The organism is Acidimicrobiales bacterium, assembly GCA_035547835.1.
Lineage (GTDB): Bacteria > Actinomycetota > Acidimicrobiia > Acidimicrobiales > Iamiaceae > DASZTW01.
Genome location: DASZTW010000017.1, coordinates 292,406 through 318,101 on the forward strand (window position 1 = coordinate 292,406; position 25,696 = coordinate 318,101).

General features: G+C 70.8%; 29 protein-coding genes. 20 read left to right on the forward strand and 9 right to left on the reverse strand.

Annotated elements, in window-relative coordinates; all coding sequences use genetic code 11:
• The first annotated feature begins 307 nt into the window (after positions 1 to 307).
• Complete coding sequence (locus tag VHA73_14045; protein HVX19148.1) at positions 308 to 637, forward strand: hypothetical protein; 330 nt, start codon at positions 308 to 310, stop codon at positions 635 to 637.
• 256 nt (positions 638 to 893) lie between these two features.
• On the opposite strand, the gene VHA73_14050 is transcribed toward VHA73_14045, so the two are convergent.
• A complete protein-coding gene (locus tag VHA73_14050; protein HVX19149.1) occupies positions 894 to 1,451 on the reverse strand; it encodes a hypothetical protein in 558 nt (185 codons plus the stop codon).
• A 246-nt stretch (positions 1,452 to 1,697) separates the two neighbouring features.
• On the opposite strand from VHA73_14050, the gene VHA73_14055 reads away from it, so the two are divergent.
• The 4 genes from VHA73_14055 to VHA73_14070 all read left to right on the forward strand — a co-directional run bounded on the left by VHA73_14055 (position 1,698) and on the right by VHA73_14070 (position 3,866).
• On the forward strand, positions 1,698 to 2,366 hold the full coding sequence (locus VHA73_14055) for an HD domain-containing protein (GenBank protein ID HVX19150.1): 669 nt from the start codon (positions 1,698 to 1,700) through the stop codon (positions 2,364 to 2,366).
• Positions 2,367 to 2,542: 176 nt separating this feature from the next.
• A complete protein-coding gene (locus tag VHA73_14060) occupies positions 2,543 to 2,995 on the forward strand; it encodes an SRPBCC domain-containing protein (GenBank protein HVX19151.1) in 453 nt (150 codons plus the stop codon).
• Complete coding sequence (locus VHA73_14065) at positions 2,992 to 3,513, forward strand: SRPBCC domain-containing protein (protein HVX19152.1); 522 nt, start codon at positions 2,992 to 2,994, stop codon at positions 3,511 to 3,513. The genes VHA73_14060 and VHA73_14065 overlap by 4 nt, the downstream gene beginning before the upstream one ends.
• Complete coding sequence (locus tag VHA73_14070) at positions 3,510 to 3,866, forward strand: metalloregulator ArsR/SmtB family transcription factor (GenBank protein ID HVX19153.1); 357 nt, start codon at positions 3,510 to 3,512, stop codon at positions 3,864 to 3,866. Before VHA73_14065 ends, VHA73_14070 begins: the two co-directional genes overlap by 4 nt.
• A gap of 84 nt (positions 3,867 to 3,950) precedes the next feature.
• Here VHA73_14070 and VHA73_14075 read toward each other — a convergent pair whose 3' ends face one another.
• Complete coding sequence (locus VHA73_14075) at positions 3,951 to 4,319, reverse strand: type II toxin-antitoxin system VapC family toxin (GenBank protein ID HVX19154.1); 369 nt, start codon at positions 4,317 to 4,319, stop codon at positions 3,951 to 3,953.
• A 52-nt stretch (positions 4,320 to 4,371) separates the two neighbouring features.
• On the opposite strand from VHA73_14075, the gene VHA73_14080 reads away from it, so the two are divergent.
• The 4 genes from VHA73_14080 to VHA73_14095 all read left to right on the forward strand — a co-directional run bounded on the left by VHA73_14080 (position 4,372) and on the right by VHA73_14095 (position 7,182).
• Entirely contained in the window at positions 4,372 to 5,205 is an 834-nt protein-coding gene (locus VHA73_14080) for an enoyl-CoA hydratase/isomerase family protein (GenBank protein ID HVX19155.1), read from the forward strand.
• A 133-nt stretch (positions 5,206 to 5,338) separates the two neighbouring features.
• Positions 5,339 to 5,680, forward strand: coding sequence for a hypothetical protein (locus VHA73_14085; protein ID HVX19156.1), 342 nt, complete (start codon positions 5,339 to 5,341; stop codon positions 5,678 to 5,680).
• A 58-nt stretch (positions 5,681 to 5,738) separates the two neighbouring features.
• Positions 5,739 to 6,245: a hypothetical protein gene (locus VHA73_14090; protein ID HVX19157.1), complete on the forward strand. Its 507-nt coding sequence runs from the start codon at positions 5,739 to 5,741 to the stop codon at positions 6,243 to 6,245.
• Positions 6,246 to 6,402: 157 nt separating this feature from the next.
• Positions 6,403 to 7,182 carry an alpha/beta fold hydrolase gene (locus VHA73_14095; protein HVX19158.1) on the forward strand — a complete coding sequence of 260 codons (780 nt, stop codon included), beginning with the start codon at positions 6,403 to 6,405 and terminating at the stop codon, positions 7,180 to 7,182.
• A gap of 198 nt (positions 7,183 to 7,380) precedes the next feature.
• Here VHA73_14095 and VHA73_14100 read toward each other — a convergent pair whose 3' ends face one another.
• The 3 genes from VHA73_14100 to VHA73_14110 all read right to left on the reverse strand — a co-directional run bounded on the left by VHA73_14100 (position 7,381) and on the right by VHA73_14110 (position 10,550).
• Positions 7,381 to 7,857, reverse strand: a complete 477-nt coding sequence (locus VHA73_14100) for a GNAT family N-acetyltransferase (protein ID HVX19159.1) — start codon at positions 7,855 to 7,857, stop codon at positions 7,381 to 7,383.
• Positions 7,858 to 8,099: 242 nt separating this feature from the next.
• A complete protein-coding gene (locus tag VHA73_14105; GenBank protein HVX19160.1) occupies positions 8,100 to 9,476 on the reverse strand; it encodes a CCA tRNA nucleotidyltransferase in 1,377 nt (458 codons plus the stop codon).
• Between the two features lie 36 nt (positions 9,477 to 9,512).
• A complete protein-coding gene (locus VHA73_14110; protein HVX19161.1) occupies positions 9,513 to 10,550 on the reverse strand; it encodes a histone deacetylase in 1,038 nt (345 codons plus the stop codon).
• Positions 10,551 to 10,717: 167 nt separating this feature from the next.
• Between VHA73_14110 and VHA73_14115 the strand changes: the two genes are divergently transcribed.
• The 6 genes from VHA73_14115 to VHA73_14140 all read left to right on the forward strand — a co-directional run bounded on the left by VHA73_14115 (position 10,718) and on the right by VHA73_14140 (position 18,128).
• Positions 10,718 to 11,428: a GNAT family N-acetyltransferase gene (locus VHA73_14115; protein ID HVX19162.1), complete on the forward strand. Its 711-nt coding sequence runs from the start codon at positions 10,718 to 10,720 to the stop codon at positions 11,426 to 11,428.
• Positions 11,429 to 11,433: 5 nt separating this feature from the next.
• Positions 11,434 to 13,650: a DUF6049 family protein gene (locus VHA73_14120; protein HVX19163.1), complete on the forward strand. Its 2,217-nt coding sequence runs from the start codon at positions 11,434 to 11,436 to the stop codon at positions 13,648 to 13,650.
• A 94-nt stretch (positions 13,651 to 13,744) separates the two neighbouring features.
• The gene (locus VHA73_14125; protein ID HVX19164.1) at positions 13,745 to 14,587 is read left to right on the forward strand and encodes a DegV family protein; all 843 of its coding nucleotides are present in this window, start codon (positions 13,745 to 13,747) and stop codon (positions 14,585 to 14,587) included.
• A gap of 129 nt (positions 14,588 to 14,716) precedes the next feature.
• The gene (locus VHA73_14130) at positions 14,717 to 16,390 is read left to right on the forward strand and encodes a protein kinase (protein ID HVX19165.1); all 1,674 of its coding nucleotides are present in this window, start codon (positions 14,717 to 14,719) and stop codon (positions 16,388 to 16,390) included.
• Positions 16,387 to 17,115, forward strand: a complete 729-nt coding sequence (locus VHA73_14135) for an RNA polymerase sigma factor (protein ID HVX19166.1) — start codon at positions 16,387 to 16,389, stop codon at positions 17,113 to 17,115. Before VHA73_14130 ends, VHA73_14135 begins: the two co-directional genes overlap by 4 nt.
• Complete coding sequence (locus VHA73_14140; GenBank protein HVX19167.1) at positions 17,112 to 18,128, forward strand: hypothetical protein; 1,017 nt, start codon at positions 17,112 to 17,114, stop codon at positions 18,126 to 18,128. Before VHA73_14135 ends, VHA73_14140 begins: the two co-directional genes overlap by 4 nt.
• A gap of 230 nt (positions 18,129 to 18,358) precedes the next feature.
• Here VHA73_14140 and VHA73_14145 read toward each other — a convergent pair whose 3' ends face one another.
• Positions 18,359 to 18,802, reverse strand: a complete 444-nt coding sequence (locus VHA73_14145; protein HVX19168.1) for a hypothetical protein — start codon at positions 18,800 to 18,802, stop codon at positions 18,359 to 18,361.
• 62 nt (positions 18,803 to 18,864) lie between these two features.
• Between VHA73_14145 and VHA73_14150 the strand changes: the two genes are divergently transcribed.
• The 5 genes from VHA73_14150 (at position 18,865) to VHA73_14170 (ending at position 22,449) form a co-directional block, all read left to right on the forward strand.
• Positions 18,865 to 19,194, forward strand: a complete 330-nt coding sequence (locus VHA73_14150) for a hypothetical protein (GenBank protein ID HVX19169.1) — start codon at positions 18,865 to 18,867, stop codon at positions 19,192 to 19,194.
• Positions 19,195 to 19,317: 123 nt separating this feature from the next.
• A complete protein-coding gene (trxB, locus tag VHA73_14155) occupies positions 19,318 to 20,310 on the forward strand; it encodes a thioredoxin-disulfide reductase (protein HVX19170.1) in 993 nt (330 codons plus the stop codon).
• Positions 20,311 to 20,326: 16 nt separating this feature from the next.
• Positions 20,327 to 20,653 (forward strand): thioredoxin, encoded by a 327-nt coding sequence (gene trxA, locus VHA73_14160; protein HVX19171.1) that lies wholly within the window; start codon positions 20,327 to 20,329, stop codon positions 20,651 to 20,653.
• Positions 20,650 to 21,660: a peptidoglycan-binding protein gene (locus tag VHA73_14165; GenBank protein ID HVX19172.1), complete on the forward strand. Its 1,011-nt coding sequence runs from the start codon at positions 20,650 to 20,652 to the stop codon at positions 21,658 to 21,660. The genes trxA and VHA73_14165 overlap by 4 nt, the downstream gene beginning before the upstream one ends.
• Before the next feature lie 84 nt (positions 21,661 to 21,744).
• Positions 21,745 to 22,449, forward strand: a complete 705-nt coding sequence (locus tag VHA73_14170) for a class I SAM-dependent methyltransferase (GenBank protein ID HVX19173.1) — start codon at positions 21,745 to 21,747, stop codon at positions 22,447 to 22,449.
• 201 nt (positions 22,450 to 22,650) lie between these two features.
• Here the strand turns inward: VHA73_14170 and VHA73_14175 are convergent, their stop codons facing one another.
• The 3 genes from VHA73_14175 to VHA73_14185 all read right to left on the reverse strand — a co-directional run bounded on the left by VHA73_14175 (position 22,651) and on the right by VHA73_14185 (position 25,594).
• Entirely contained in the window at positions 22,651 to 23,538 is an 888-nt protein-coding gene (locus tag VHA73_14175; GenBank protein ID HVX19174.1) for a ParB/RepB/Spo0J family partition protein, read from the reverse strand.
• On the reverse strand, positions 23,531 to 24,328 hold the full coding sequence (locus tag VHA73_14180) for an AAA family ATPase (GenBank protein ID HVX19175.1): 798 nt from the start codon (positions 24,326 to 24,328) through the stop codon (positions 23,531 to 23,533). The genes VHA73_14175 and VHA73_14180 overlap by 8 nt, the downstream gene beginning before the upstream one ends.
• Positions 24,329 to 24,925: 597 nt before the next feature.
• Entirely contained in the window at positions 24,926 to 25,594 is a 669-nt protein-coding gene (locus tag VHA73_14185; GenBank protein HVX19176.1) for an RsmG family class I SAM-dependent methyltransferase, read from the reverse strand.
• Between the last annotated feature and the right edge of the window lie 102 nt (positions 25,595 to 25,696).

The window sequence follows — 25,696 nt, forward strand, 5'->3', positions numbered from 1 at the left end:
GTGACTGAAAGCGGGCCCGAGCATGAGCGACACACCTTCCCCACCCGCGGGCTGGTACCGCGACCCGACCGACCCTGGCCGCTCGCGCTGGTGGGACGGCCACCAATGGAGCAACCAACAGGCGCCGCCTCCCCCGCAGAACGGCCCGCAACCACCGGCACCCGGAGTGAGCTTCGATCCGAGTGCGACCGCCGACCGACTGCCTGCGGAGAAGCGCCGACGCGGCTGGGTCGTCGCCGGGGTCGCCGTCGCGATTGCCGTCGCGCTGGGGCTCGGCGTTTGGCTCATCGCCGGACGATCGGGGTCGATGACAGCGACGATCCACGGCACGTTCGTGCTCCACGGCGACTACGACTCGCTCAGCACCGACGCACTCGGCTGCATCGGCGACGGCGGGTACGGCGACATCAACTCGTCGACTTCGGTGGTGCTGACCAACAAAGAAGGCAAGGAGGTCGACCGCGCTCCACTCGGCCCCGGATCGCTCGACGGCGACGACTGCACGTTCCACTTCACGCTGAAGGCCACCAAGGGCTCTGACTACTACCTCATCACCATCAGCCACCGCGGCCAGCAGCAATACACCTGGAAGGAGCTCACCGAGCCCGATGCCGTGTCCATCGAGCTCGGCGACTGACACCGCCGTCCCGCCCGACCTCCTCACGGCACTCGCGGCCTGAGCGCCACTTCCGCTCCGACGCGGCCGACGGGCCGCGCGCCGCGTCGAGCGGTTTGGCGGTCTCGGCAGAACAGCCGGCTGCGCCGACACCGACACCTTCGACAAGCGTGCTGCACGAGCCCGCACCATGCGACTGCTCCGTACCCCGATGCGGCGCACCACGCCCTCGTGGTGGCCCGCCAACAAGGAACACGCCGCCACACCTGCTGATCGGTCACCGCTCACCGCCGCGCCGCATCCGCGCGAACACGGCACGCAACAGCACGGCGAACGCCAGGACACCGGCTGCGGTCGGTGCCTGCGAATCGAATCCGGTGGCCGCGAGCGAGGCCGACGGCGCACGCTTGGCGCCCGCGTCGTGCTTCGCCGCCGACACCTGCCCGGCCGCGCCCTCCATCTCGATCTCCCGCTCCACCTTGTCGATGTAGCCCTCGTCGATGTGACCCCGGGTCGGCATCAGGCCATCGAACGTCACGCCGAGCCGCACCGTGTCGAACCCGAGGTCGGCGATTCCCTTGGCCACCTCGGCGTCGAGGCCGCCAGGCACGTCCGGCATGATGTACGGCGGCACCTTGCGCACGAGGTTCACGCCACGCAACAACAACGCCCGGCCGTACTGGTCGCGCACCCACGGGCCGTCGACCACGAACGGCGGCCCAGTGCCCGTACCCACTGAGCCGACGGGCTGCGCGGCCGGAGCCGCACCCGCCGCGCCCAGCGACCCGACGACCAGGCCCACCAGTCCGACGACCAACGCGAGCCCGATCAGCACCGACTTGTTTGGCCCGTTCCTTTCGGATTCCGAAAGAAGCGAGCCAAACATCGCGGGTGACCCGTCCCGGCGATGGTCGCACACCTGCCGTCACCACGATCCAGACCATCCAAGGGTTCGCCACGTGCGCGCCCGCCGCGAACGTCGACCGCCGGCAACGAGCACGACTCGCCCACAAGCAGCACACTGCGGGGTGGCACGGACCATCCGTGACCGAGCTACAGCCAGCGGGCGAGAGGTGGAGCGATGGCGGAAACCGTGATGGGCAGGAACCCACGCGACATGGCGCTGCTGCAGCAGGCCATCGACTACGTGGGGCGAGAGCACGCGGACGACCTCCGCAAAGGCACGAACATCCCCTATGTCGCGCACTTGTGGTCGGTGGGCGCCCTCGTGCTCGAGCACGGCGGCGACGACCATCAGGCCGCGGCCGGCCTCCTGCACGACGTGGTCGAGGACCACGGCGGGCAACGCCAACTCGACCGGGTCCGCGCAACGTTCGGCGACGACATCGCCGACATCGTGGCCGCGCTGTCCGACAGCCTCGCCGACACCGAAAAGGGTGACCAGAAGCCGCCGTGGGACGTGCGCAAACAGACGTACCTCGCCCACCTCGGCCGCGTCGACGAGCGCATCGCGCTGGTGTCGGCATGCGACAAGCTCCACAACTTGCGGGCGATCGTGTCGGACTACCGCGAGATCGGCCCGCAGCTGTGGGACCGCTTCAAAGTGCACGACCCCGCCAAGCACCTCTGGTACTACACGAGCCTCGTCGACACCCTGGCGCCGAAGGTCGCCGGGCAGGCACCCGGTCTGGCCGTCGAGCTCATCCGCTCGCTCGACGACCTGCGCACGCTCCTCGCCACGAAGGAGCCGGGGTCGCTGGCGGCGCCCTGGTCGCCCGACCTCGCCTGAGCGCCGCGCCACCGCTGCCGGCGCGGGCGGGGCCGAGGTGTGCGTTGCCGGCTGCATCCACCTGAGCGACACCAACACACCGAGCAGCGCACCTCAGCCGCCATGTGCAACTTGTGGTTGCATATCTCCGCCAGATGTGCAACTATCAGTTGCACATCCCACAGGAGGTACCAGCCATGGAAAGCATCCGGCACCAGATGGAGATCACGGCGCCGATCGACACCGTGTTCAAGGCCGTCGCCACCCCCGAGGGTGTGGCGAGCTGGTGGAGTCGCGACGTCCGCGGTACCGGCGGGCAAGGCGGCAAGCTCGAGATCTGGTTCGGCGGCGACGCGCCGTCGGCCACGATGGAGCTCGTCGACATCACTCGCCCCGAGCGGGTGCAGTGGAACGTGATCCAAGGCCCCGACGAGTGGGTCGGCCACCCGATCAGGTTCGAGCTCCGCGAGGTCGACGGCAAGGTGATCGTGAACTTCGCCCACGAGTGGGACGAGCCGTGCGACTTCATGCACCATTGCTCGACGTCGTGGGGCTTCTACCTGTTCAGCCTCAAGGCCCAGCTCGAGTCCGGCAAGGGCGTGCCCTGGCCCGACAGCAACACCAAGCCCCTGGAGGTCACCCGACTGTGAGCACCACCGACCTCACCATCGACCACGAGATCATGGTCGACGCGCCCATCGACATCGTCTGGGCCACCATCACCACGCCCGACCAGATCGCGCAGTGGTTCGCCGAGATCCCCGACCTCGACCTGCGGCCCGGCGGCGAAGGCACGTTCATCATCAAGGACGGCCCACCGGAACCCGTGCACGCGCCGATGAAGGTCGAGACCGTCGACCCGCCCACCACCTTCTCGTTCCGCTGGGCGCACCCCGACGGCGAAGACCCGGTGCCCGGCCGCAGCGTGCTCGTCACGTTCACCCTCGAGTCCCGCGGCGACGCCCGCACCCACCTGCGCGTCACCGAGGCCGGCGTCGAGTCGATCCATTGGAACGACGATGACAAGGCTGAGTTCGCCAAGGGCCACAACGAGGGCTGGCCCAACTTCTTGAACCGGTTGGCCGCGTTGGCCGGCGGGGGGTCGACGGACGGCATGCCCGCTGGCACCCCCGGCACTGGCGATGCCGAGGACGGCGCGCCCACGTGACCGACGAGGTCGACGAGGTCGACGACGGGCTGTGGTCGGCCATCGCCGACCCGTCTCGCCGCCGCGTGATCGACCTGCTCGTGCGCGGCGGCGAGGCGACCGCCAGCTCGCTCGCCGACCAGGTCCCCTTCACCCGCCAAGCCGTCGCCAAACACCTCGGGGTCTTGGAGGCGGCCGGCCTCGTCACCCGCCACCGCGAGGGAAGGGAGGTCCGGTTCCGCGTCGACCCCACCCGTCTCGGCGACGCCTCCGACACCCTCGCCGAAGTGGCCAACGACTGGGACCGCCGCCTCGCCGCCATCAAACGGCTCGCCGAAGCCGCCCACCAAGGCGCCCGACGCGCCGGCGACTGAAGGGCCGGGCGTCGACCAAGCAGCCAGCGTTGCGCGGCTCAGTCGCTACGGAGCGGCGAGTTGCACCGTCGGGAAGTGGGCGCGCTAGCGCCCCGCATCGCGTGTGAGCAACACCAACCCGGCGACCGCCGCGTGCGCCCAGATGAAGAAGTCCCGCAACGGCGACATCTTGGGCCCCCTTCGACGCCGACGCCCGACGGATGCCTTCGCGGCGAGACTCGCCGCCTCCCACGGGACCGCCGCCCGTCGAAGGTCGGTTGCCGGCAAAGCCGCCTCGACGTCCTCGATCCGACTGAATCGCACCGACATCTCCGCGTAGACGACCGGGTTGATGCACAACGGCCCAGTGTCCGCCACACGAGCCAAGGCATCTGACGACCACCGCCCCCACTCGGCGTCGTCGGTCAGCACGTCGAGCAACACGTTGCTGTCGACGGGCCTTGCCGTAGCCACGGACGGTCGTACACTCCGAACCCGCCCGTTGGAACTGCGAGGAGGCGGCGCCATGCCCGACACTGGCTTCGACACGATCCAGACCGAGCGACGCGGTGAGGTGCTGGTCATCACGCTCGACCGGCCCGACCGGCTCAACGCGTGGACCCCCCACATGTCCGAGGAGCTGTGCACGGCGATCGGCGACGCCAACGCCGCGGCCGACATCGGCGCCATCGTCATGACCGGTGGCGGCCGTGCGTTCTGCGCCGGTGCCGACATGCGCGACACGTTCTCGGCTCGCCTCGAAGGCAACGACCCGGGCGCCGACACCGCCAACGGCCAAGGCGGCATGCCCGCCGGACTCGACTGGGTGGCGTTCTGCCGCGGCTCCAAGCCGCTGCTCGCCGCGGTGAACGGCGCGGCGGTCGGCGTCGGCATGACCATGGTGTTGCCGTTCGACGTGATCCTCGCGTCGCCGAACGCCAAGTTCTCCATGGCGTTCATCAAGGTGGGTCTGGTGCCCGAGCTGGCGTCGACCCACTTCCTCGTGCAGCGCATGGGGTTCGGTCGGGCGAGCGCCATGACCCTGTCGGGCCAGATGCTCTCGGGCGAGACCGCCTTCGCGTCGGGCCTGGTCGACGTGCTGGTCGAGCCCGACGCGCTGGTGGACCAGGCCGTCGAGCTCGCCACGTCGATCGCTGCCAACCCCGCGCCGCAGCTCCAGATGATCAAGGAGCTGTTCACCGCCAACGCCTGCGAGACCGACCTCGACCGCGTGCAATCGCTCGAGTCGAAGTACCTCCGTCAGTGCTGGGAATCGCCCGAGCACGCCGAGGCCGTCTCGGCCTTCCTGGCCAAACGTCCCCCGCAGTTCCCGCCCCGCCAAGCCGTCGGCACCCGCTGACGCGCCCGGCGCCGGCGGCCACCCGCCACCGGCCACCCGATCGCCGGCCACCCGATCGCCCAAGCAGAGCCCCCGCCCCCGCCATCGCCTCGAACCAGTTGTCGGTCACGGCCGCGGGCGGCATCGTGGGGCGATGCCCAAGACCCTCGAAGGAACCGTCGCGCTCGTCACCGGGGCGAGCAGCGGCATCGGCGAAGCGACCGCGGAGGCCCTCGTCGGCGCGTTCGGCGAGTCGCTGCGCCAGGAAGTCACCGAGCGCCATGTGCGGGTCAGCATCGTCGAGCCGGGCGCCGTCGACACCGAGTTGCCCACCCACCTGAGCGAGGCGGCCCTCGCCAACATGGCTCAACGGTTCGGCAACGTCGAGCGGCTCGCGGCCACCGACATCGCCGACGCCATCACGTTCGTCGTCACCCGCCCACGTCACATGGCCGTCAACGAGGTCCTCATCCGCCCGACCGAGCAACAAGGCTGACCGACCGCGAGCGCCGCGCCTCGGGAACCGTACGGCCACGGTCAGCGTCGAAGCCGGTATGCAACGTGGCATCTCTACTCTCGTGGTGCTCACCTTCGGGGCGGCGCTGGCGCTGCTCGCCGGGTGCACGCCGGGCGGCGACGGGCTCACAGTCCGCACGTCGACGACGCGATCCTCGCCCACCCTGCTCGGCGGTGCGACGGTCGAGTACCACGAGGTCGCGGTCGTGTCCGAGACCGGTGGCGGGTCCTCACCCACGGCGGGGCCCACTGGGCGCGCCGCGAAGCTCGACACACCTGGCCGGATCGACGCGTTCACCGGGCAGTTCAGCCGCCCGCTGGCCGACAAGGTGCGCACCGCGCTGGCCGAGGCCGAGGTGGCCCCCGGTGAGGTGGTCGTCGGGCAAGTGATCGGCTACGGATGCCACGGCGCCGAGATCGTCGGCGTGCACCTCGTCGCTGACGGCCTGCTGATCAGCGGCTCGTCCACCCACGGCGCCAACGAGGAGTGCTACGCGCCGATCACCACCGTCGCCCTGATCAGCGTCGACGCCGACACTGCGTGACCAGACCGCACGCCACCCGCGCCGGGCCCCGGTCCCCGCGAGCGGCCACGCGGTGGTGGTCGACGGCGATGTGCGCGGGTTCGCGCGGCGACCTGGCAGGGTGTCGAGGGCTCCCCTTGCCGTACGCCGACCGACCCGCCCGTGGAGGTAGCGCAACATGACGACCGATCTCGACGTGTCGGTGACCGGCGAAGGGCGCACCGTCATCTGGACGCACGGCCTCACCAGCAGCCGGGCCGGCGAGGACGAGGCCCGCATGTTCCCCTGGCCCGACCTCGGCGTGGCGCGTTGGGTGCGCTACGACGCCCGCGGCCACGGGCGCTCATCCGCGCCGACCAGCGACGACGACTGTCGGTGGGACCGGCTCGCCACCGACCTGTTCGCCGTGGCCGACGCCGTCGGCGCCGACCGGTTCATCGCCGGCGGCGCGTCGATGGGCTGCGCCACCAGCCTCCACGCCGTGTACCAGCATCCCGAGCGCATCGACGGTCTGCTCCTGGTGATCCCGCCCACCGCGTGGGGCACCCGCCGCGCGCAAGTCGACCAGTACCTCCACGGCGCCGCGCTGCTCGACGCAGGCGACATCGACGGCTACCTCGCCAGCCTCGACGAAGCACTGCTGCCGCCGATGTTCGCCGAATGGGCCGACCAGGTCCGCCAGGCTCGACGTGAGCAGCTCGCCGACGCCGACCTGCCGTCGCTGGCCCGGGTGCTGCGCGCCGCCGGCGCGTCGGACCTGCCGCCCCTCGAGGCATTCCAACGCGTTGCCGTGCCCACCTTGATCCTGGCCTGGGCCGGCGACCCCGGGCACCCTGTTTCGACCGCGGAAGCCCTGGCCGGCACGATCCCCCATGCCGAGCTGTTCGTAGCCGACACGGTGACCGACGTGTTCGCCTGGCGCGACCGCGTCGCCGCCTGGCTCGCCACCGTCGACTGATGGGGGTCGACCGGTCCGGGAGGACCTGGTTCCGAGCCGCTGGCCGGTGAGCACTTGCGTCGACAGGGACCTTTGGACCTCCGAGCGCCCGGCCGCCACGGCCGACTTGGCGCCCGCGCCCGCCTCCCACCCAGCCAGGCACCAACCCGCGCCCCGGCCCGGGCGGCGGCCCGGCGGCCCGGCGGCCCGGCGGCCGGCTCAGCGCTCGGTCACGACCCGCACCGCATCGCGGTGCCAGATGCGGGCGCTCACGTACCGGCGGTCGCCGATCTCGTAGCCGAGCGCGCCGTAGAAGTCGAGCGCGGCCTCCTGCACCGATAGCTCCAAGCGCACCGACCGAGGCTCGCCGCCGCCGTGGTCGACCAAGGCCCGCTCCTCGGCCGCGTCCATCAGCAGTCGCCCGACCCCGCGGCGGCGCGCGTCGCGGCGGACCGCCACCCGGGTCACGTGCACCACACCGGGTTGGGCGGGGTCGCTGAGCAGCCGGACGGTACCGAGGTCGTCGCCGGTATCGGTGTCGACCGCGAGCAGGTGCACCGTGCCGGGCGTGTGGTCGAGGTCGTCGAGCTCCTCGTCGGGACGCACGTCCTGCTCGTCGACGAACACCTCGAAGCGGATCACACGAGCCCGCGCCACCCCGGCGTCGTCGCCGACCTCGATCACCTCGACCGCCACGCTCCGCAGTCTGCCGCGCTCCGCAGTCTGCCGCGCCCGCCGCGCCCCCGGCCCCTGGCCGCGGCCCCTGACTCCCGCCCCCTCTGACCGCCGTCGCCCACCCCAACCCCACCCTGCTGTGAGCACCTGACCACCGTAGAGGTGGTTATCTGCTCACAGCACGAGACGCCATTCCCTGCTGTGAGCACCTGACCACCGTGGAGGTGGCTATCTGCTCACAGCAGCGAGGGGGGGTTGACGGGTCAGGGGCGGGCGGACCACCAGGCGTCGAGGCGGCGGGTGGCTTCTTCGGTACCCAAGGGACCCTCGTCGAGGCGGAGCTCGAGCAAGTACCGCAAGGCTTCGCCGACCTCCGGGCCCGGCGCGATCCCGAGGTGAGCCATCACCGCATCGCCGTCGAGATCGGGGCGGATGCTCGCCAGCTCCTCACGCTCGCGCAACTCCTCGATCCGAGCCTCGAGCTCGTCCATCCGGCGCTCCAACGCCCTCACTTTGCGTTGGTTGCGCGTCGTGCAGTCGCATCGGGTCAGCTCGAGCAGATCGGTGAGAAGCGGACCGGCATCGGTGACGAACCGGCGGACCGCCGAATCGGTCCAACCCATCGAGTACGTGTGGAACCGCAGGTGGAGGTAGACGAGGCGGCTGATCGCATCGACATCGTCGTTGGCGTACCGCAACGCCCGCAGCCGGTCGCGGGCCATGCGGGCGCCGACCACCTCGTGGTGGTGGAAGCTGACGCCCTTGGGGCCGAACTCGCGGGTGTTCGGCTTTCCCACGTCGTGCAACAGCGCGGCCAGACGCAACCGTTTGCGGGCGCTGGTCTTGGCGACAACGGCGATGGTGTGCGCGAGCACGTCCTTGTGGTGGTGGATCGGGTCCTGCTCGAGGCGCATCGCCGGCAGCTCCGGCAAGATGTGGTCGGCTAGGCCGGTGCCAACCAGGAACCACAGCCCGGCCGACGGGTCGGGCACCACCAACAACTTGTCGAGCTCGTCGCGCACCCGCTCGGCCGACACGATCTCGATGCGGCCGGCCAACCGCTTCACGGCGTCGAGCAGCCCTTCGTCGGGTTCCAAGCCGTATCCCGCGATGAACCGCGCGGCTCGCAACATGCGCAACGGGTCGTCGGTGAAGGACTCGTCGGGGCTCAACGGGGTGCGAAGGCGACCGGCTGCGAGATCGGCCGCGCCGTCGAACGGATCCACCAACTGCGGCTCGGGCACCGACAGCGCCATGGCGTTCACCGTGAAGTCGCGACGCGACAAGTCGGTCTCGACGCGGGTTGAGAACTGCACGTCGGGCTTGCGCGAATCGGGGCGATAGGCCTCCGCCCGGTGCGTGGTGATCTCGACGACCCGACCGCCGACATTGGCGCCGATCGTGCCGAACCGCTCGCCTTGGGTCCACACCGCCGACGCCAACGGGCCCACGATCTCGCGGGTGCGGGCGGGCAACGCGTCAGTGGTCAGGTCGATGTCGGCGGCTTCGGACAGTTCGAGCCCGAGGAGCTGGTCGCGGACGATGCCGCCCACCAGGTACAGACGTGCTCCGGCCGCCTCGAACGCCTCGGCGAGGGGACGAACCTCGTCGAGTACCGGCTGCAAGCGGGCGGGGATCACGTCGAACCACGCTACTTGGCGGCTCCCGCAACCCCGTCAGCCGTGGGCGCCGCCGCTGCCTCCCTCGTCGGCCAGGCGCCGCCGGGCGTCGACCACCCGGTCGACCACGTCGGTCTCGGGACCGTGGGCCGACGGCGGCTCGGGCCGGTAGCGCTCACCGAGCAACGCGGCCAGGCTCGCCCCGACCGACTGGGCCAAGGCGTCGAGGTCGTAGCCGCCTTCGAGGAACAACAACCGTTGGCCCGACGGAGCAAGGGCGAGCAGGTCGGCGGTGATGTCGCCGAAGTCGCCAGCCGTCAGACCGAGTTGCGTGAGCGGATCGGCCCGGTGGCCGTCGTAGCCCGCCGACAGCAACAGCCAGGTGGGTTCGAACGACGCCGCGAACGGCACCACCACCCGCTCGATGCCGTCGCGCACGACGTCGCCGGTGGCGCCGGGCGGCAGCGGGAAGTTGATGGTGGTGCCGAGACCCTCGTCGGCGCCCATCTCGTCGATCGCGCCGGTGCCGGGGTACAGCGGCCACTCGTGGAATGACACGTACGCCACCTGCGGGCTGCGCCAGAACATCGCCTGGGTGCCGTTGCCGTGATGGGCGTCGTAGTCGACGACCAGCACCCGTTCGCCCCGCCCGGCCAGGTGCGCGGCCGCCACCGCGACGTTGTTGAACAAGCAAAAGCCCATGGCCCGCGTGGGCAAGGCATGGTGGCCGGGCGGCCGAACTGCGCAGAACGCCGCGTCGCCTTCGCCGGCGTCGAGCGCCTCGATCGCCGTGAGGCCCGCGCCGGCCGCCAGCAACGCTGCTTCGCCTGACCCGACGCTGGCGGTGGTGTCGGCATCGAGGTGGCCGCCGCCGGCCGCGCAGAAGCGTTCGATCGACTCGACGTACGCGCGTGGGTGGACGACGGACAGGTCCTCCTCGGTCGCGGCCCGCGGCACCAAGGGCTGGATCGCCTCATCGAGCCCCGCCCGGTGGATGCCCGCGCGAACCGCGTCGAGTCGGGCCGGACGCTCGGGATGCCCGGCGCCGGTCTCGTGCTCCCAGAACCGAGGGTGCGAAGCGAGCAGCAGCGTCATCCGCTCGGGACCCTACCCGCCGGTCGTGGCGGCGGCCGACGAGGGGCGCCCTGGGTCGTTCGCATCACGCGGCACCCGGGGCGCCTCTATCCTCGACGGGTCGTGAGATCGTCGTTCTCCACCCATCCGGGCGTTCGCCTCGGTCGCGCTGCCGAGGAGCGCGAACCGTGACCAACACCGCCTCGCGGGGTCGGGTCCGCCTCCGCATCGGCCCGTGGCACGGTGACGACCACGTGGTGCTCGTCGCGCCGATGCCCGACTCGCTGCCGCCGACGGTCGACGTGGTCAGCGACTGTTGCCGCCAGCTCGCCCGTCGCGGGGTGGAACGGGTGGTGACCGGCGCGCTCGGACCCGACGAGCAGCGGCCGTTCCTCGAGGCCGGCTTCACCGAACACGAACGTCTCCATCTCCTCGCCCACGACCTCGTCCACCTGCCGCACATCGAGACGGTGGCCCACCTCCGCCGCGCGCGACGCCACGATCGGCCCACAGTCCTCGACATCGACTCCCTGGCCTTCGACGAGTTCTGGCGGCTCGACGATGCCGGGCTCACCGACGCCATCTCGGCCACACCGGTCGCGCGGTTCCGGGTGGCGGTCGTCGGCAACGAGATCGTCGGCTATGCGGTCTGCGGCCGGGCGGCCACCCGCGGCTACGTCCAACGACTCGCGGTCCATCCGGCTTGGCGCGCCAAAGGGGTCGGCGCGGCGCTCGTCGTCGACGGCCTGGCCTGGATGCGCCGACACCGCTGCACCCAGGCGATGGTCAACACGCAGCTCGCCAACGACCGGGCGCTGGCGCTGTACCAGTCACTGGGCTTCGAGCCACAAGTCGGGGGCCTGGTCGTCTTGACCCGCACCCTCGACAGGTCGACCTGAACCCGATGAGGAACCGGCGGGCGACCCCGGCGATCACCTCACGCACCACGCACCACGCGCTGCTGGTGGCACTCGCGGTCGGGTTGCTGGCCGTGATGCTGGTCCCCTCGCTGCCCGCGCCGCCCTCGGCCGCCGCGCCCTCCGGTGCCCGCCAGTCAGCCACGACGCCAACCCTCGAATTGAAGTCCCAGCCGGTGTGGGTGAACCCGGCGGCGCCCACCACCGTCACCGTCTCGATCGCCGGCGCACCGGCCGGAAGCAAGGTCCGGGCGCAGCTCCACGACCGCATCACGAGCCGCTTTGCCTTGCACAGCAACCGACCTGCGGAACAGACGCCGGTCACCTGCGCGCACTCCACGACCGTCGCCGGCCTCGACGGCGCGACGACGGGCGACGCGACCATCACGATCCGCATCACCGACAAGGACAAGCCGCAGCTCACCGATGGCTGCCCGCGCGGCGACGGCGTGTACCCCCTGCGGGTGTGGGTCGACGACGGCAGCGGCCACATGCTCGGCAGCCCGTTGGTCACGTACTTGTTGCTGGCGGCCACCGCGCCGGCAAGCTCGACGGCGACGGGCACCAGCGGCACCACCACCTCGCCGGCAGGAACCGGAACCGCATCCACGTCCAACCCGTCGTCCAACGCGCTGGGCGTCGCTCTGCTCCTGCCGCTCGGCGACAGCCCGACAATCGACAGCCAGGGGCGCCGCCGCCTCGACACCCGAACCCGCGCCACGATCACCAACGTCGTCGACGTCCTGCAAGGTCCGGCTGGCACGTACGGAACCGGTGCGTATCCCGTCACGCTCGCGCCTTCGCCCGACACGTTCGACTCGCTCGCCGCCGTTCCCCAGCTCCGACGCGACCTCCAAGACGTTGCCACCGCACGCGGTCGCCAAGTCGTGCCCGGCCCGTACATCCGCGTCGACCAACCGGCCCTGGTGCGCGACGCCCGGCTTTCGAGCCTGCTCGACGAAGAGCTCACCACCGGGCAAGCCGCACTGGCGTCGCTCGGCACGACGGATTCGCTCACCGACTCGACGTGGATCGCCGGATCCGACCTCGACCCGGTAGCCCTCACGTGGCTGCGCGCCCGCGGGATCCGTCGCGTCCTGATCCCCGAGACGGCGACCGGCGTCGCCAACGACGCGCCCACCGCCACCCACGCGTTCAAGCTGCGCGACGACCGGAGCGGCGCCATGCGAGGGGTCGTGATGGACTCGGCGTTGAGCGACGAGCTGGGCGACCGCGACCCACGGCTGGGAATCCAACAGGTGCTCGCCGACCTCACGCTCATCGCCAACCAGTCGAGGAGCACCCGCGACCCGAGCGAGGGCGTGGTGCTTGCCGCGCCCCGCCACTGGTCGCCGTCGGCCACGACGTTGCGCACGTTGCTCGACGCGCTGGCCGCCGCGCCGGCGGTGCTCCGGCCGGTCACCGTCAACACGTTGTTCAGCCAGTCGGACGACACGTCCGCGCTCGGCTCCGCACGCACCTTGTCGGGACGGCCTCCCTCGACCACCGCTCTGCGGCGGGCGGTCGACAGCGCCGATCGTTCCATCGAGAGCTACCAGAGCGTGGTTGCCCCCAGCCGCTCGCCCGGCACCGCCACCGCCACTGCCATCCGCCAACTCGATGCGCTCGAGCTCCGACGGCGGATCGGCGTGTACGAGGGCTTCGACACCGCGACGCAACGGCGCTACCTCGGCGCGATCGCCAAGCAGGTCGCACAGAACCTCGACCAGATCACCATCCCGGGCGGCCAGAAGGTCACCCTCACCGCCCGCACCGCGAAAGTGCCGTTCACGATCCGCAACGGCACCGGGGTCCCGGTCGACGTGGTCGTCATCGCCGAGGGCAGCGAGCGCGTGAAGTTCGAGTCCGGCCAGGAGCAGAACGTCCACATCGAGGGTGAGAGCGCGCGGGTCGACCTCAAGGTCCACGTGCGCACGTCGGGCGACATCCCGGTCCGGATCCGCCTCCTCACACCCGGCGGCGCCGAGGAGATCACCAGCGCCCGCATCACTGTTCGCTCCACGGTCGTGTCGGGTGTGGGGTTGATCCTCACGATCGGCGCGCTGGCGTTCCTCCTCATCTGGTGGGTGAGCCACTGGCGCTCGAATCGCAAGCCACCCAAGGGTCGCCACGCCCGGCCGCGCAAAGGCGCCGCGCCTCGCGACCTGTCGAACGAGCCCGAGCCTTCGCAACCGGCGGGCTGATCGGGCCGAGGTAACGACCCGGCGGATCCGCGGGTCGGACGGGAACCATCACTGCGCACTCGACCGCTCCGTCCCAGCCCCGAGGAAGTTCCCCATGCCAGGCGTCCACCTCGTCACTGACAGCTCCTGCGACCTGCCCGACGATCTCGTCGAGGAGTTCGGCATCACGATCGTCCCGTTGACGATCCGGTTCGGCCAGGAGGAGTTCGTCGACCGTGAAGAGCTCAGCGCCTCGGACTTCTACAAGAAGATGGCCTCGACACCGGAGTTGCCAGAGACTGCCGCACCCGCCCCCGGCAAGTTCGAAGCGGCGTTCCGAGCCGCCAAAGAGGCCGGCGCCGACGGCGTCATCTGCATCAACCTGTCGTCGAAGTTCTCGGCCACCATGGCGTCGGCCCAGAACGCGGCTCGCGCGGTGGAGGGCGACCTCGACGTGCGGGTCGTCGACTCCCGGTCGGTGACCATGGGCCTCGGCAACCAGCTCGTGGCGGTCGGCGAAGCCGCACGCGATGGCGCGTCGCTCGACGACCTCGAGCAGCTGGCGGTGTCGCTCAGCGAACGGACCCGCGTCTTCGGCGGCCTCGACACGCTCGAGAACCTGAAGAAGGGCGGCCGCATCGGTAGCGCAAAGGCGCTGCTCGGCACCATGCTCGCCTTCAAGCCGGTCGTCGATGTCTCCACAGGCGAGGTGGTCGAAGCCGCCAAGCCGCGCACCCGCACCAAGCAGCTCCAGTGGTTGCGCGACAAGTTGTTCGAGCAGGAGCACATCGAGCGGGTCTCGGTCGTGCACGGCGACGCGCCCGACCTCGACGCCTTTCTCGAGCTCCTCGCCCCCCGCTACCCGCGCGATCAGGTGAGCATCGGCAGCATCGGGCCGGTCATCGGCACCCACGGCGGGCCGCGCGTGATCGGCGTCTGCTGGCAGATCCCCGCCTGAGCGCACACGCGACCGGCCGCCCCGGCGGCGAGCCGAGCCAGCACGGGACCTGGACGGGCACACCCGCGCCGGTCCGGCGGCACCGCCGTCGCGACCAGGCCTCGGCGGAGCACTAGCGTTTGCGCTGTCGTGAGCGAAGAAGTCTCCTCCGTCACCGGCGCCGCCCCCGCTGAGCTGACCGGCCATCTCCTCGCCGGCCGCTATCGCTTGACCAGTCGGATCGCCACCGGCGGCATGGCCCAGGTCTGGGAAGCCGACGACGAAGTCCTGGCACGACCGGTCGCGGTCAAGCTCCTCCACTCGCATCTCGCCGCCGACCAGGCGTTCGTCGATCGCTTCCGTCACGAAGCCATCTCGGCGGCCCGTCTCAGCCACCCGTCGATCGTGTCGATCTACGACACCGTCAGCGACGACGGGGTCGAAGCCATCGTGATGGAGCTCGTGCGCGGCACCACGTTGCGCAGCCGCCTCGACCGGGTCGGCACGCTCGAGGTCCCCGAAGCGGTGGCCGCCGGCGCGCAGGTGTCCGACGCACTCGAGGTCGCCCACCGAGCGCTCGTGGTGCACCGCGACATCAAGCCGGCCAACATCTTGTTGAACCGCGACGGCCGCGTCATGGTGGCCGATTTCGGCATCGCCAAGGCACTCCAGGCCGGCGACCACACCGCCGAGGGCACGATGCTCGGCACGGCCAAGTACCTGGCGCCCGAACAAGTCGAAGGCACCCCGGTCGACGGCAGGACCGACATCTACTCGCTGGGTGTCGTCCTGTACGAGGCCCTGTGCGGCCGGCCGCCGTTCCGCGAGGAGAACGACGCGGCCACGGCGCTCGCGCGCCTGTATCGAGCCCCGCTCCGGCCGCGGCAGCTGCGCGCCGGCATCCCCAAGGCCGTCGACGAGGTCATCATGCGGTCGCTCGCCGTGAAACCCGAGGAGCGCTTCGCGTCGGCGGCCGACTTCCGTGCGTCGCTGCTCGCGTCGCTCGACGGGCGCGCGCCGGAAGTGCTGCCACCACCGGCCCCGTCTCTCGCGCCGCCGCCGGGCGCGCCACGCCGGCCGATCGCGCCGCCGCGGGTCAATGGCCAGCATGCCGACGCCCGCCCCACGCTCGCCAACATCCCCGCACCGATGGTGGTGCCGGGATCGGCCACTCCACCGCCCCACCCACCGAGCGCCGAACCGGCCGCCCCGACCGCCACGCCGTCGTTCGGGCGCACCGAGCGGTCGTGGATCCTGCCTGCGGTGCTCATCGTCTTGATCGCGGTGGCGCTCGGCGTTGCGGGTGTGCTGCTGAGCCGGTCGGGGTCCACCAAGAGCCCTCTCACCAACGGCGCGGCTTCCGGTCCGGTGAAGCTCGCGGCCGCCGCCACGTACGACCCGCCGCCGGGCGACGGCACCGAGGGTGTGGACCACGGCGCCGATGCCGCCAAGCTGATCGACGGCAACGCCGGTACGACCTGGTCCACCGACCGCTACCACCCGCCCCGGAACACGTTCGGCAACATCAAGTCCGGGGTCGGGGTCTACGTCAGCGCCGACCAGGTCACCTCGCTGCAACAGCTCGCCGTGCAGTCCTCGGACTCCGGCTGGTCGGCGTCGGTGTACGTCGCCGACAACCCGCCGCCGGCGGAGAACACGCCGCTCACGTACTGGGGCAACCCGGTCGCCGAGAAGTCCGGACTGTCGTCCGGTCGCACGTCCTTCGACCTGCACGGCACCAGGGGCAAGGTCGTGCTGCTCTGGATCACCCGGCTGCCGGACAGCGGACAGCTCACGTTGGGCGAGTTGCAGGCCACTTCATGACCGCGCCAAGCGGCGCGGCGGATGACCCCACCGACCGATCCCTTCCGTCACTGGAACCCGCCGGCGACGCGCACTCGGGCAACCGAGCTCGGCGGACGGTCCGCGCCGCGGGCGCCGCTGCCGTCACCAGCGCCGACGAGCCTGCCCTCGTCGTGGCCGCCCGCCACGGTGACCGCGACGCACTCGAGCAGCTGCTGCGCCTCCACCAGCCGCGCCTCCACACCCTGTGCCGGCGGCTGTGCCAGAACCCCACCGACGCACTCGACGCCTTGCAGGACGCGCTGATCGCGATCGTGCGCGGCCTGCCCAACTTCGACGGCCGCGCGTCGTTCCGGACCTGGACCTACCGGGTCACCACGAACGCCTGCCTCGACGAGCTGCGGCGACGCCACCGTCGCCCCCTCACGCTCGGCGAGCTCGCAGAGGTCCCGGTGGCCCACGAGCACGACCGGCCCGAAGCGATGGTCGATCGGGTCGACATCGACCGAGCGCTCGGCGAGCTCGCGCCCGACTTCCGGATCGCCGTCGTGCTGCGCGACTTGTGCCGCCTCGATTACGCCGAGATCGCCGATGTGCTCGACCTGCCACCCGGGACGGTCCGCTCCCGGATCTCGCGCGGCCGCGCGGCGCTGGCCGAGTTGCTGACTCCCACCGAAGACGCACCGGCGCCCGGCGCGCCCGGGAACCAGACCGGCCCCGACGAACGTCCTATGAGCACGCCATGACCGACGAACACGAGTTTCCACCAGCTTCGGGCCGGCCTCCGAGCGACGACGACCTGCTGTCCGACGTCCTCGACGACGCGGCCACCCCCGCCGAGGTCGACCAGGTCATGGGCGACCCGGCGCTTGCCGCGCGACTCGAGCACTACCGCGCCATCCGCGATGCCATCGCCGAGCCCGTCGAGCCGCTCACCGAGGCCACGGCCAACCACGTCATCGACCAAGCGCTCGAGGAGTTCGACCTGCAGACCGCCGCGGTCGACGACGATGCCGACGACAGCGAGGGCATGGCCACCTGGACCGGCGAGCTGCCGGTCTGGTCCGACCACCAGGGCCCGGGTCGACCCGTGTCGCGCAAGCAGCGCCGGGCGACCCGTCCACCCGCGGCGGCCCGACGCCACCGCCGTCGCATCCCACCGATGGCCATCGCTGCCGCGCTGGTCCTGCTGGCGGGCGCCGGCTTGTTCCTCGCGCTCACCGGACGCAACTCCGGCAAGCCGAGCGCGCAACGCAACACCAGCGCCAACTCGTCGACGACGAGCAGCGCACCGTCCGGTGCCACCTCCAACGCCATGGGCAAGGGCGCCGCGTCGAGCAGTGCGCAGCTCACGTCGAAGTACGACAACGCCGGCGCCGCGCCGAGCGCCGGCAGCGCGAGCGCCTCGCCGGCCGCCGGCTTCCTCGGCACCTTCGCCGGCGACGACGACCTCAACCAGGCGCTCACCCACCTCGACCCGAAGACGCTGCTCCCCGCTGGCACCGACCGGTCCCTGCAGCAGCGCGCGGCGGGGTTCGTGCCGTCCCAAGCCGAGATCAACCGCTGCGACCCGGTCGTGCGCGGCCACATCGCGCGGGCGCTGACCAGCCGCCTCGCCGTGGGCGGTGCGACCTCGGCCGGGCGCAACCTGCTGGTGATGTCCTACGACGCGCCCGCCACCACCTCGAAGCCCGCAGCCGTGCTCGTGATCGTGGCGTCCAACACCAGCTGCTACCCCGTCCTGACCCAAGTCCACTGACCAGGTCCACTGACCAGGTCCACTGACCAAGTCCACTCCGCCCCGCGCCCTCGAGGTCCCGTGCTGTGAGCACTCGGGACCTGCGCGGATGGGTCGCCCGAGTCGCGGGTCACCGTTCGATTCGCCAGGCCGCACCTGGCGAACAGGCCCGTGTTGATGGGTCGGCTCGCCTATCGGCCCGCCTCCTCAGCCACGCACACGGTGCTCAAGTGCTCACAGCGGGTCGGGGGTCACGCGCTGCGACGACGGCGACCGGGCCAGGGTCCGGCTCGCAGCCAGCCGACCACCACCGCGATGGCCGCGGCCAACCAGGCCATGGCGGGGAAAGGATCGAGGCCGCGACTCGAGGAGAACCACCCGGCCAGCAGCAGCCCACCCGCGCTGGCCACGACCGTGACTGCTCCGCTGATCACGCTGCGACCCTTGGCCGCTGCCACGCAGACCTCACCCAGCAACAGCGGCGTCAACACACCCGCCAGCGGCGGGAACCACCCGTGGAACTCGTACTCGCCGAGCACGGGACCGGCCAACGCACCCAGCGCCAGCGTGGCAAGCCAACCGAGCAACGCTCGGGGTGCCACCGGCAAGTCGGCCGACGCGTCACTCGGACCCTTCGGGCGCCGGACGGGGCCGGACGGGTCGCGCGGGGTCGGCGAACCAGTACCGGGCGACATGACCGTCGAGCGTACCGGCGGGTCCCCCCGCCCTGGGAGCGTCGGCCCGTTAGTCTGGCCGGATGCCCGATTCGGTCACGTCCTCACCCGCCAAATCGGCCGCCGGAAGCGAGCAGTGGCCGAGCGAGGCCGCCGACTTCGTGGTGCGCACCGTCGGCACGGTGCGCGACAAGACGACCGGACCCGCCATCAAGGGCGCTCGGGCGGCGGTGTTCGGCATGTTCGCGGCGCTGGTCGGCCTGGCGTTGCTGGTGCTGTTCGCGATCGCGTTGGTCCGCGTCATCACCGTCTACATGCCCCACGAGAAGGTCTGGCCGGCCGATCTGATCGTCGGCGGCGTCTTTTCGGTCGCGGGGATCGCGCTGTGGACCCGCACCCGGGCGCGGCCCTGAGCCCGACCCGCCCGGCCACCGCGGCGTGGCGGGACCAGTGCCACAGCGCCACCCCCTCGCTGGCGGAATATGGGCACCGGTGCGCACGGTTGCAGGGGTCCGGACCGCGCCTCTGGGAGCGACATGGAAGCCACTGACGTCCACAACGTGATCATCATCGGGTCGGGTCCGTCCGGGCTGACCGCCGCGATCTACACCGGCCGCGCCAACCTCGATCCCCTGCTGCTCGAGGGTGAGCTCGTCTCCAACACCGACCAGCCAGGTGGCCAGCTCATGCTCACCACCGAGGTCGAGAACTTCCCAGGATTCCGCGACGGGATCATGGGGCCCGCATTGATGACCGAGATGCGCGCCCAGGCCTGCCGGTTCGGCACCGATGTGCGCACCGAGCGCGTGAGCCGCGTCGATCTGTCCACCGCGCCGTACGGCGTGTGGGTCGGCGATCCCGACGCTCCCGAGCCCACGTACCGCGCCCGGTCGATCATCGTGTCGACCGGCGCCCGAGCGCTGATGCTCGGCCTCCCGAACGAGGAGCGACTCGTCGGCCACGGCGTGTCGACGTGCGCCACCTGCGACGGCTTCTTCTTTCGCGACAAGGCCATCGCCGTCGTCGGCGGCGGCGACTCCGCGCTCGAGGAGGCGATCTTCCTCACCAAGTTCGCCTCGTCGGTCACCATCGTCCACCGGCGCGACGAGCTGCGGGCCTCCAAGATCATGCAGCAGCGGGCGTTCGACAACCCGAAGCTCACCGTGCGGTGGAACGCAGTGGTCGACGATGCCGTCGGCGACAGCAAACTCGAAGCCCTGGTGCTGCGCGATGTGACCACCGGAGAGACCGAAACCGTCCCCTTCGACGGGCTTTTCGTCGCCATTGGCCACGTCCCGAGCACCGATCTGTTCAAAGGTCAGCTCGAGATGGACGACCTCGGCTACCTGCTCACGCACGACGGCACGCGCACCAATGTGACCGGCGTGTTCGCGGCAGGCGACGTCGCCGATCACGTCTACCGTCAGGCGATCACCGCAGCCGGCACCGGCTGCATGGCCGCCATCGACGCGGAGCGGTGGCTCGCCGCCACCGACCACGGCACCAACCCCGACGCAACCCCCTGGTAGCCCCAAAGGAGAACCCATGGCTGCTGGCATCGCCAACCTCACCGACGCCACGTTCGACGAAGTGGTCGGCGGCTCCGACGAGCCGTTGATCGTCGACTTCTGGGCCGAGTGGTGCGGCCCGTGCAAGATGCTGTCCCCGATCATCGAGGATCTCGCCTCCGAGCAGGCGGGAAAGCTCTCGTTCGCCAAGCTCAACGTCGACGACAACCCGGACGTCGCCCGGCGTTTCGACGTGATGAGCATCCCGACGCTGATCGTCTTCAAGGACGGCCAGCCCGCCAAGCGGATGGTCGGGGCCAAGGGCAAGGGTCAGCTCCTCGAGGAGCTCGCCGAGTATCTGTGACCCCGCCTGAACAAGGCGGCGCCCGACGCACCACTCCCCTCCCGCTCTCGAGCGGAGCGGAAGGGGAGGCGGTTCGCGACATCCAGGACCGACTCGTTCGGAGTGGGTTCGGCCCCATCACCGATCCCGCCGGCGAGTTCGGACCGGCCACCGAGGCGGCGGTTCGCCGCTTCCAGGCCGAGCGCCAGATGCGGGTCGACGGGATCTGCGGGTCCCAGACCTGGGATGCGCTGACCGAGGCGACCTGGCAGCTCGGTGATCGGCTGTTGTACCTGTGTCGACCGATGCTGCGCGGCGACGACGTCACCCACCTCCAAGTTCGGCTCTCCGCGCTCGGGTTCGATGCTGGTCGGGTCGACGGCATCTTCGGGCCCGACACCGAACGAGCGCTGCTGGACTTCCAACGCAACGCCGGTCTCACGAGCGACCGCATCTGTGGCCCGGAAGTCGTCGCGACCCTCGACCGCATGGCGTCACGCGGCGGATCCACCACCAAAGCAGGCGTGCGTGAGCGCGAAGCGCTGCTGAGCGCGCCCCGGGAGCTGGCCGGTCGGCGGATCCTCATCGCTGAGGAAGGTGGGCTCGGCGCGCTCGCCGACAGCCTCGGGCGCACGTTGCGCGACCTCGGCGCCGAGATCCTGGTGTCCCACCAGCCCGACGGTTCAGCGCAGGCCCGCGAGGCCAACGGTTTCGACGCCCAGGTATGCCTCGCCCTCCACCTGCGCGACACACCCGGGGTCCATGCCTCGTACTGGTCGACGACGGGCTACGAATCCGTTGGCGGCCGCCGTCTCGCCCAGCTCCTCGTCGAACGGTGTCAGGCTGACCTGGACCTCCACCCCGCCGAAGCTGCGGGCATGCGCCTCACGTTGCTGCGAGAGACCCGGATGCCGGCGGTCGTGTGCGAGATCGGACCGCCCGACCTGGCCGTGGTGGGCGCGGCCCGTCTCGCCGAGGCCCTCAGCGACGCATTGAGCCGCTGGGTCGCCGATCCCGTCGAGCACTGAGCCGGTGGCGGCACGCGGCGCCCGAGTCGCCACATTGACCCGCGGGTCAAGCCGCTTGCACGCCCACCGGTAGGCTCCACCGCCATGGTTCCGCCCGCTCCAGGCCAGCTCCCACCCGATGCGTCCACGTGGGCGGCGACGGCGACGGCCATGGCACCCGACGTGCGCGCCGCGGCGATCGCGGCACGGGGCTTCATGCCCACCGATGAGGGCGACGCCCTGTGGGCAGCGGCCGTTGTCGCCACTGAGCTGGCACCGGACCTACCGCTGCTGGAGATCGGCACGTACTGCGGCAAGTCGTCGCTGTGGTTGGGCGATGCGGCGCGTGCGGCCGGCACCGTGTTGTTCACGGTGGATCACCACCGGGGCTCGGAGGAGAACCAGGCCGGTTCGGAGTGGCACGAGCCGGATCTGGTCGACCCGGCGATCGGTCAGATGGACACCCTGCCCGTGTTCCGCCACACCACATGGTCGGCGGGGCTGGAGGCGTCGATCGTCGCCGTCGTGGGCGACTCCCCCACCGTCGCCCGCTTCTGGCGGACGCCGCTGGCGCTGCTGTTCATCGACGGCGGCCACGGCCGCGAGCCGGCCCACCGCGATTTCGAGCAGTGGACGCCACACGTCACGCCGGGCGGCCTGCTGTGCATCCACGACGTGTTTCCCGACCCCGCCGACGGCGGCCGACCACCGTATGAGATCTACCTGCGCGCGCTCAATGAGGGCGGGTTCGACGAAGTGCGGTCGGTAGGATCTCTACGCGTGCTCCGAAAAGGGAAAAACAGGCCCTGACCAGGGATGAAGCCGGGTCGGTCGTACCTCTCGACCCGAGTTAGTCACAACCTTGAGCACAGGTTGTGGACATCTTTGCTCGAGCATTCGGCCACTCCACCTCAGGTGGAACTCTCGGCACTCGACCCATACTGCCAGCTTTCCGTCCTTTTCGAACCACTCGACACGCCACGATCTGAGGTTCGACCACCGCGGAGTGCGTCAGCTACGGTCGGTCGAGGGTTCGGTCATCAAGCGGTAGATCCGCTCGAGGTCTTCGAGGCTCGCGAAGTCGATCACTACACGACCCTTCTTGGCCCCCATGGTGACCTTGACGCGGGTGTCGAGCCGCCCCGACAAGAGCTCCTCGAGCTCGAGCAAGCCTGGTGGCCGCAGCCGCGGCCCGCTCGGCGAGGGCCCTCCCGACGATCCCCCACCTTGGCGGTCCCGGACCGCCTGCTCCACTTGGCGCACCGACCACTCCTCGGCCACCGCCTTGCGCGCCAGGGCCTCCTGGAACGCCCGGTCGGGGGTACCGAGCAGGGCGCGGGCGTGGCCGCCCGACAACGCGCCCTCCTGCACCAGCCGTTGAATGGAGGGTGGCAGCTGGAAGAGTCGCAGCGAGTTCGATACGGCGGATCGGCTCTTGCCGACCCGCCGAGCAACATCGTCGTGCGTGAGCTCGAAGTCCTCGATGAGCTGCTGGTAGGCCGCGGCCTCTTCGAGCACGTTGAGGTCCTCGCGGTGGAGGTTCTCGACGAGCGCGTGCTCGAGCGACACGGCGTCGTCGGTCTCACGCACCACCGCGGGCACCGTCGGGAGCCCCGCTCGCTTCGCCGCCCGCCAACGCCGCTCCCCCGCGATCAGCTCGTACCGCTCCTCATCGCTGTCGGGCACGGGCCGCACGAGCACCGGCTGCAGCACGCCGACCTCCTGGATCGACGCGGTCAGCGCCAGCAGCGCTTCCTCGTCGAAGTGCCCGCGGGGTTGGTAGCTGTTCGGCGTGATGCGAGCGATCGGGATCTCCCGCATCGCCGCACCGTCGATGCCGATGGTGCCTTCGGTCTGACGCTGCTCGGCGGGGATCAGCGCCCCAAGCCCCTTACCCAACCCGCTCCGACGCACGGCTCACCTCCTTGGCGAGTTCTCGATACGCGATGGCACCCCTGGAGCTGGCATCGAAGGCCACGATCGGCTGCCCGAACGAAGGGGCCTCCGACAACCGCACCGTCCTCGGGATCACCGTCCGGCAAACCTTCTCTCCGAAGTGCGAACGGACCTCTCGCACGACCTGATCGGCCAGCTTCGTCCTGGCGTCGTACATCACCAGCACGATCGTGCTGACATCCAATGACGCGTTGAGGTTCTTTTGGACCAGCTGGACGTTGCGCAGGAGCTGCCCGAGGCCTTCCAACGCGTAGTACTCACACTGGATCGGCACCAACACCTCGTCGGCCGCCGCGAACCCGTTCACGGTCAACAGGCCGAGCGAGGGTGGGCAGTCGATCAGGACGAAGTCGTAGTCGTCTCGCACCGCATCGATCGCGTGCTTCAGGCGAAGCTCACGGCTGAACGCCGGCACCAGCTCGATCTCGGCCCCTGCCAGGTCCAACGAGGCGGGCGCCACGAACAAGTTCCGGACCGATGCCGCCTCGATGCAGTCCTCGAGGGGCACGTCGTGCAAGATGACGTCGTACATCGACGACTCGAGCGCCCGGATGTTGATCCCGAGGCCGGTGCTCGCGTTGCCCTGCGGGTCGAGATCGATCACCAGCGTGCGGTGCCCGAGCTCCGCCAGGCAGGCGCCAAGGTTGATCGACGTGGTGGTCTTGCCCACGCCGCCCTTCTGGTTCGCCACCGCCACCACCCGAGGCAAGGGGCGCTTCGGTGGTTCGGGCACGTCATCGAGCGTCCCGTCGTCCGGAGGCGCTCCGGCGGCCCCTGCGGCCGCGTCGTCTGCCGTCGCGTCCGAACCGCTCGGTCGCGCATCCACGTCGGTCGACGTGGTCCCCGTCGTGGTCCCCGGCGTGGTCCCCGCCGTCGGCGACGGAGGAGGGCCTGGGGGTGGCACCCCGTCATCATCGAGCGTTTCGACAGCAGTCGCCGCGGGGGCAGCGGGTTCGTCGGTCACAGCGTCCTCCGTCGGCGGCGACTCCATCGGTACGTCCTCGCCGCCCGGTCGATCAACCGTCCCCCCGTCGCCGTCGTCAGAGGGATCCTCGTCCGCCGCGGCCCGGAGCCGTTCGAAGATCGCGCGCCCGCGCGCGGCGAGGTCATCGGAGGGCACGTTCGCCATCCTGCCGGGACCGCGGGGTCCGGTCAAGCACCATCAACCTTCAAGTACCGAAAGGTGCCACACAGTCGGTCCGTTTCACGTGAAACACGCCCGCCGCGTGCGGCCGCGACGTTCCACGTGGAACATGGCCACAAGGTGGTGCGCGGGCACACTCGGTCGGCAACGAACGAAGGCTTCCGGCCCGTCACCGGTCTGCAGCGATCAGAACCGTGGCGTGCGGGCCGGCTCGCCCACCCGCCGGGGGAGCGCCGGTGGGCTGAGCTCGACCAGCTCCAGCACCGCCAGGGCAGGCGGGCCTGTGTGCCGCATGGCGGGACCCAGACCCATGGCACGCAACGGACGCGCCGGCCATCGTTCGGCTCGCCCCGCGTCCTCCGTTGCGGCGGCGGGCGGCTCGCTGACGACGAGATGTCCGCCCACGCGCAGCAGGGGAGCGGCGCACTCGGCGACGACGGCGGGCTTGGCGAAACTACGAGCCGTCACCAGATCAGCCTGCGCCCGCCAAGTCGGATCGTGCCCGACTTCTTCGGCACGGCGTTCGAGCACTTCGACCCGTGCACCGAGATCCAGCTCGCCGACCGCCTCCCGCAAGAACGCGGCCCGGGTCCGCCGAGACTCGATGAACGACCAGGTGGCCGATGGCCAGCAGAGCGCGGCGAGCACGAGCCCCGGCACGCCCCCTCCGGTGCCCAGGTCCACCGCTCGCGAGGGCGGCACCGCCACCACCGCCGCGAACGCCAGGGAGTGCGCCAGGTGCTGCTCGATCGCGGCGGGGCCGAGATCGCCCCGTGCCTGACGGCCCCGCAACAGCTCGACCAGCCGATCGCGGCGAACGTGCAGATCGGCGGGAAGGGAACCGGTCTCGGACATGGGGAGCTCAGCGTACCCGTCTCGCAGGCCCGATCTTGGTGAGCGGCGGTGCGCGACACGGCCCAGGGCGAAGCCCTGGGCCGCAACCAGGAGCGGCGGACC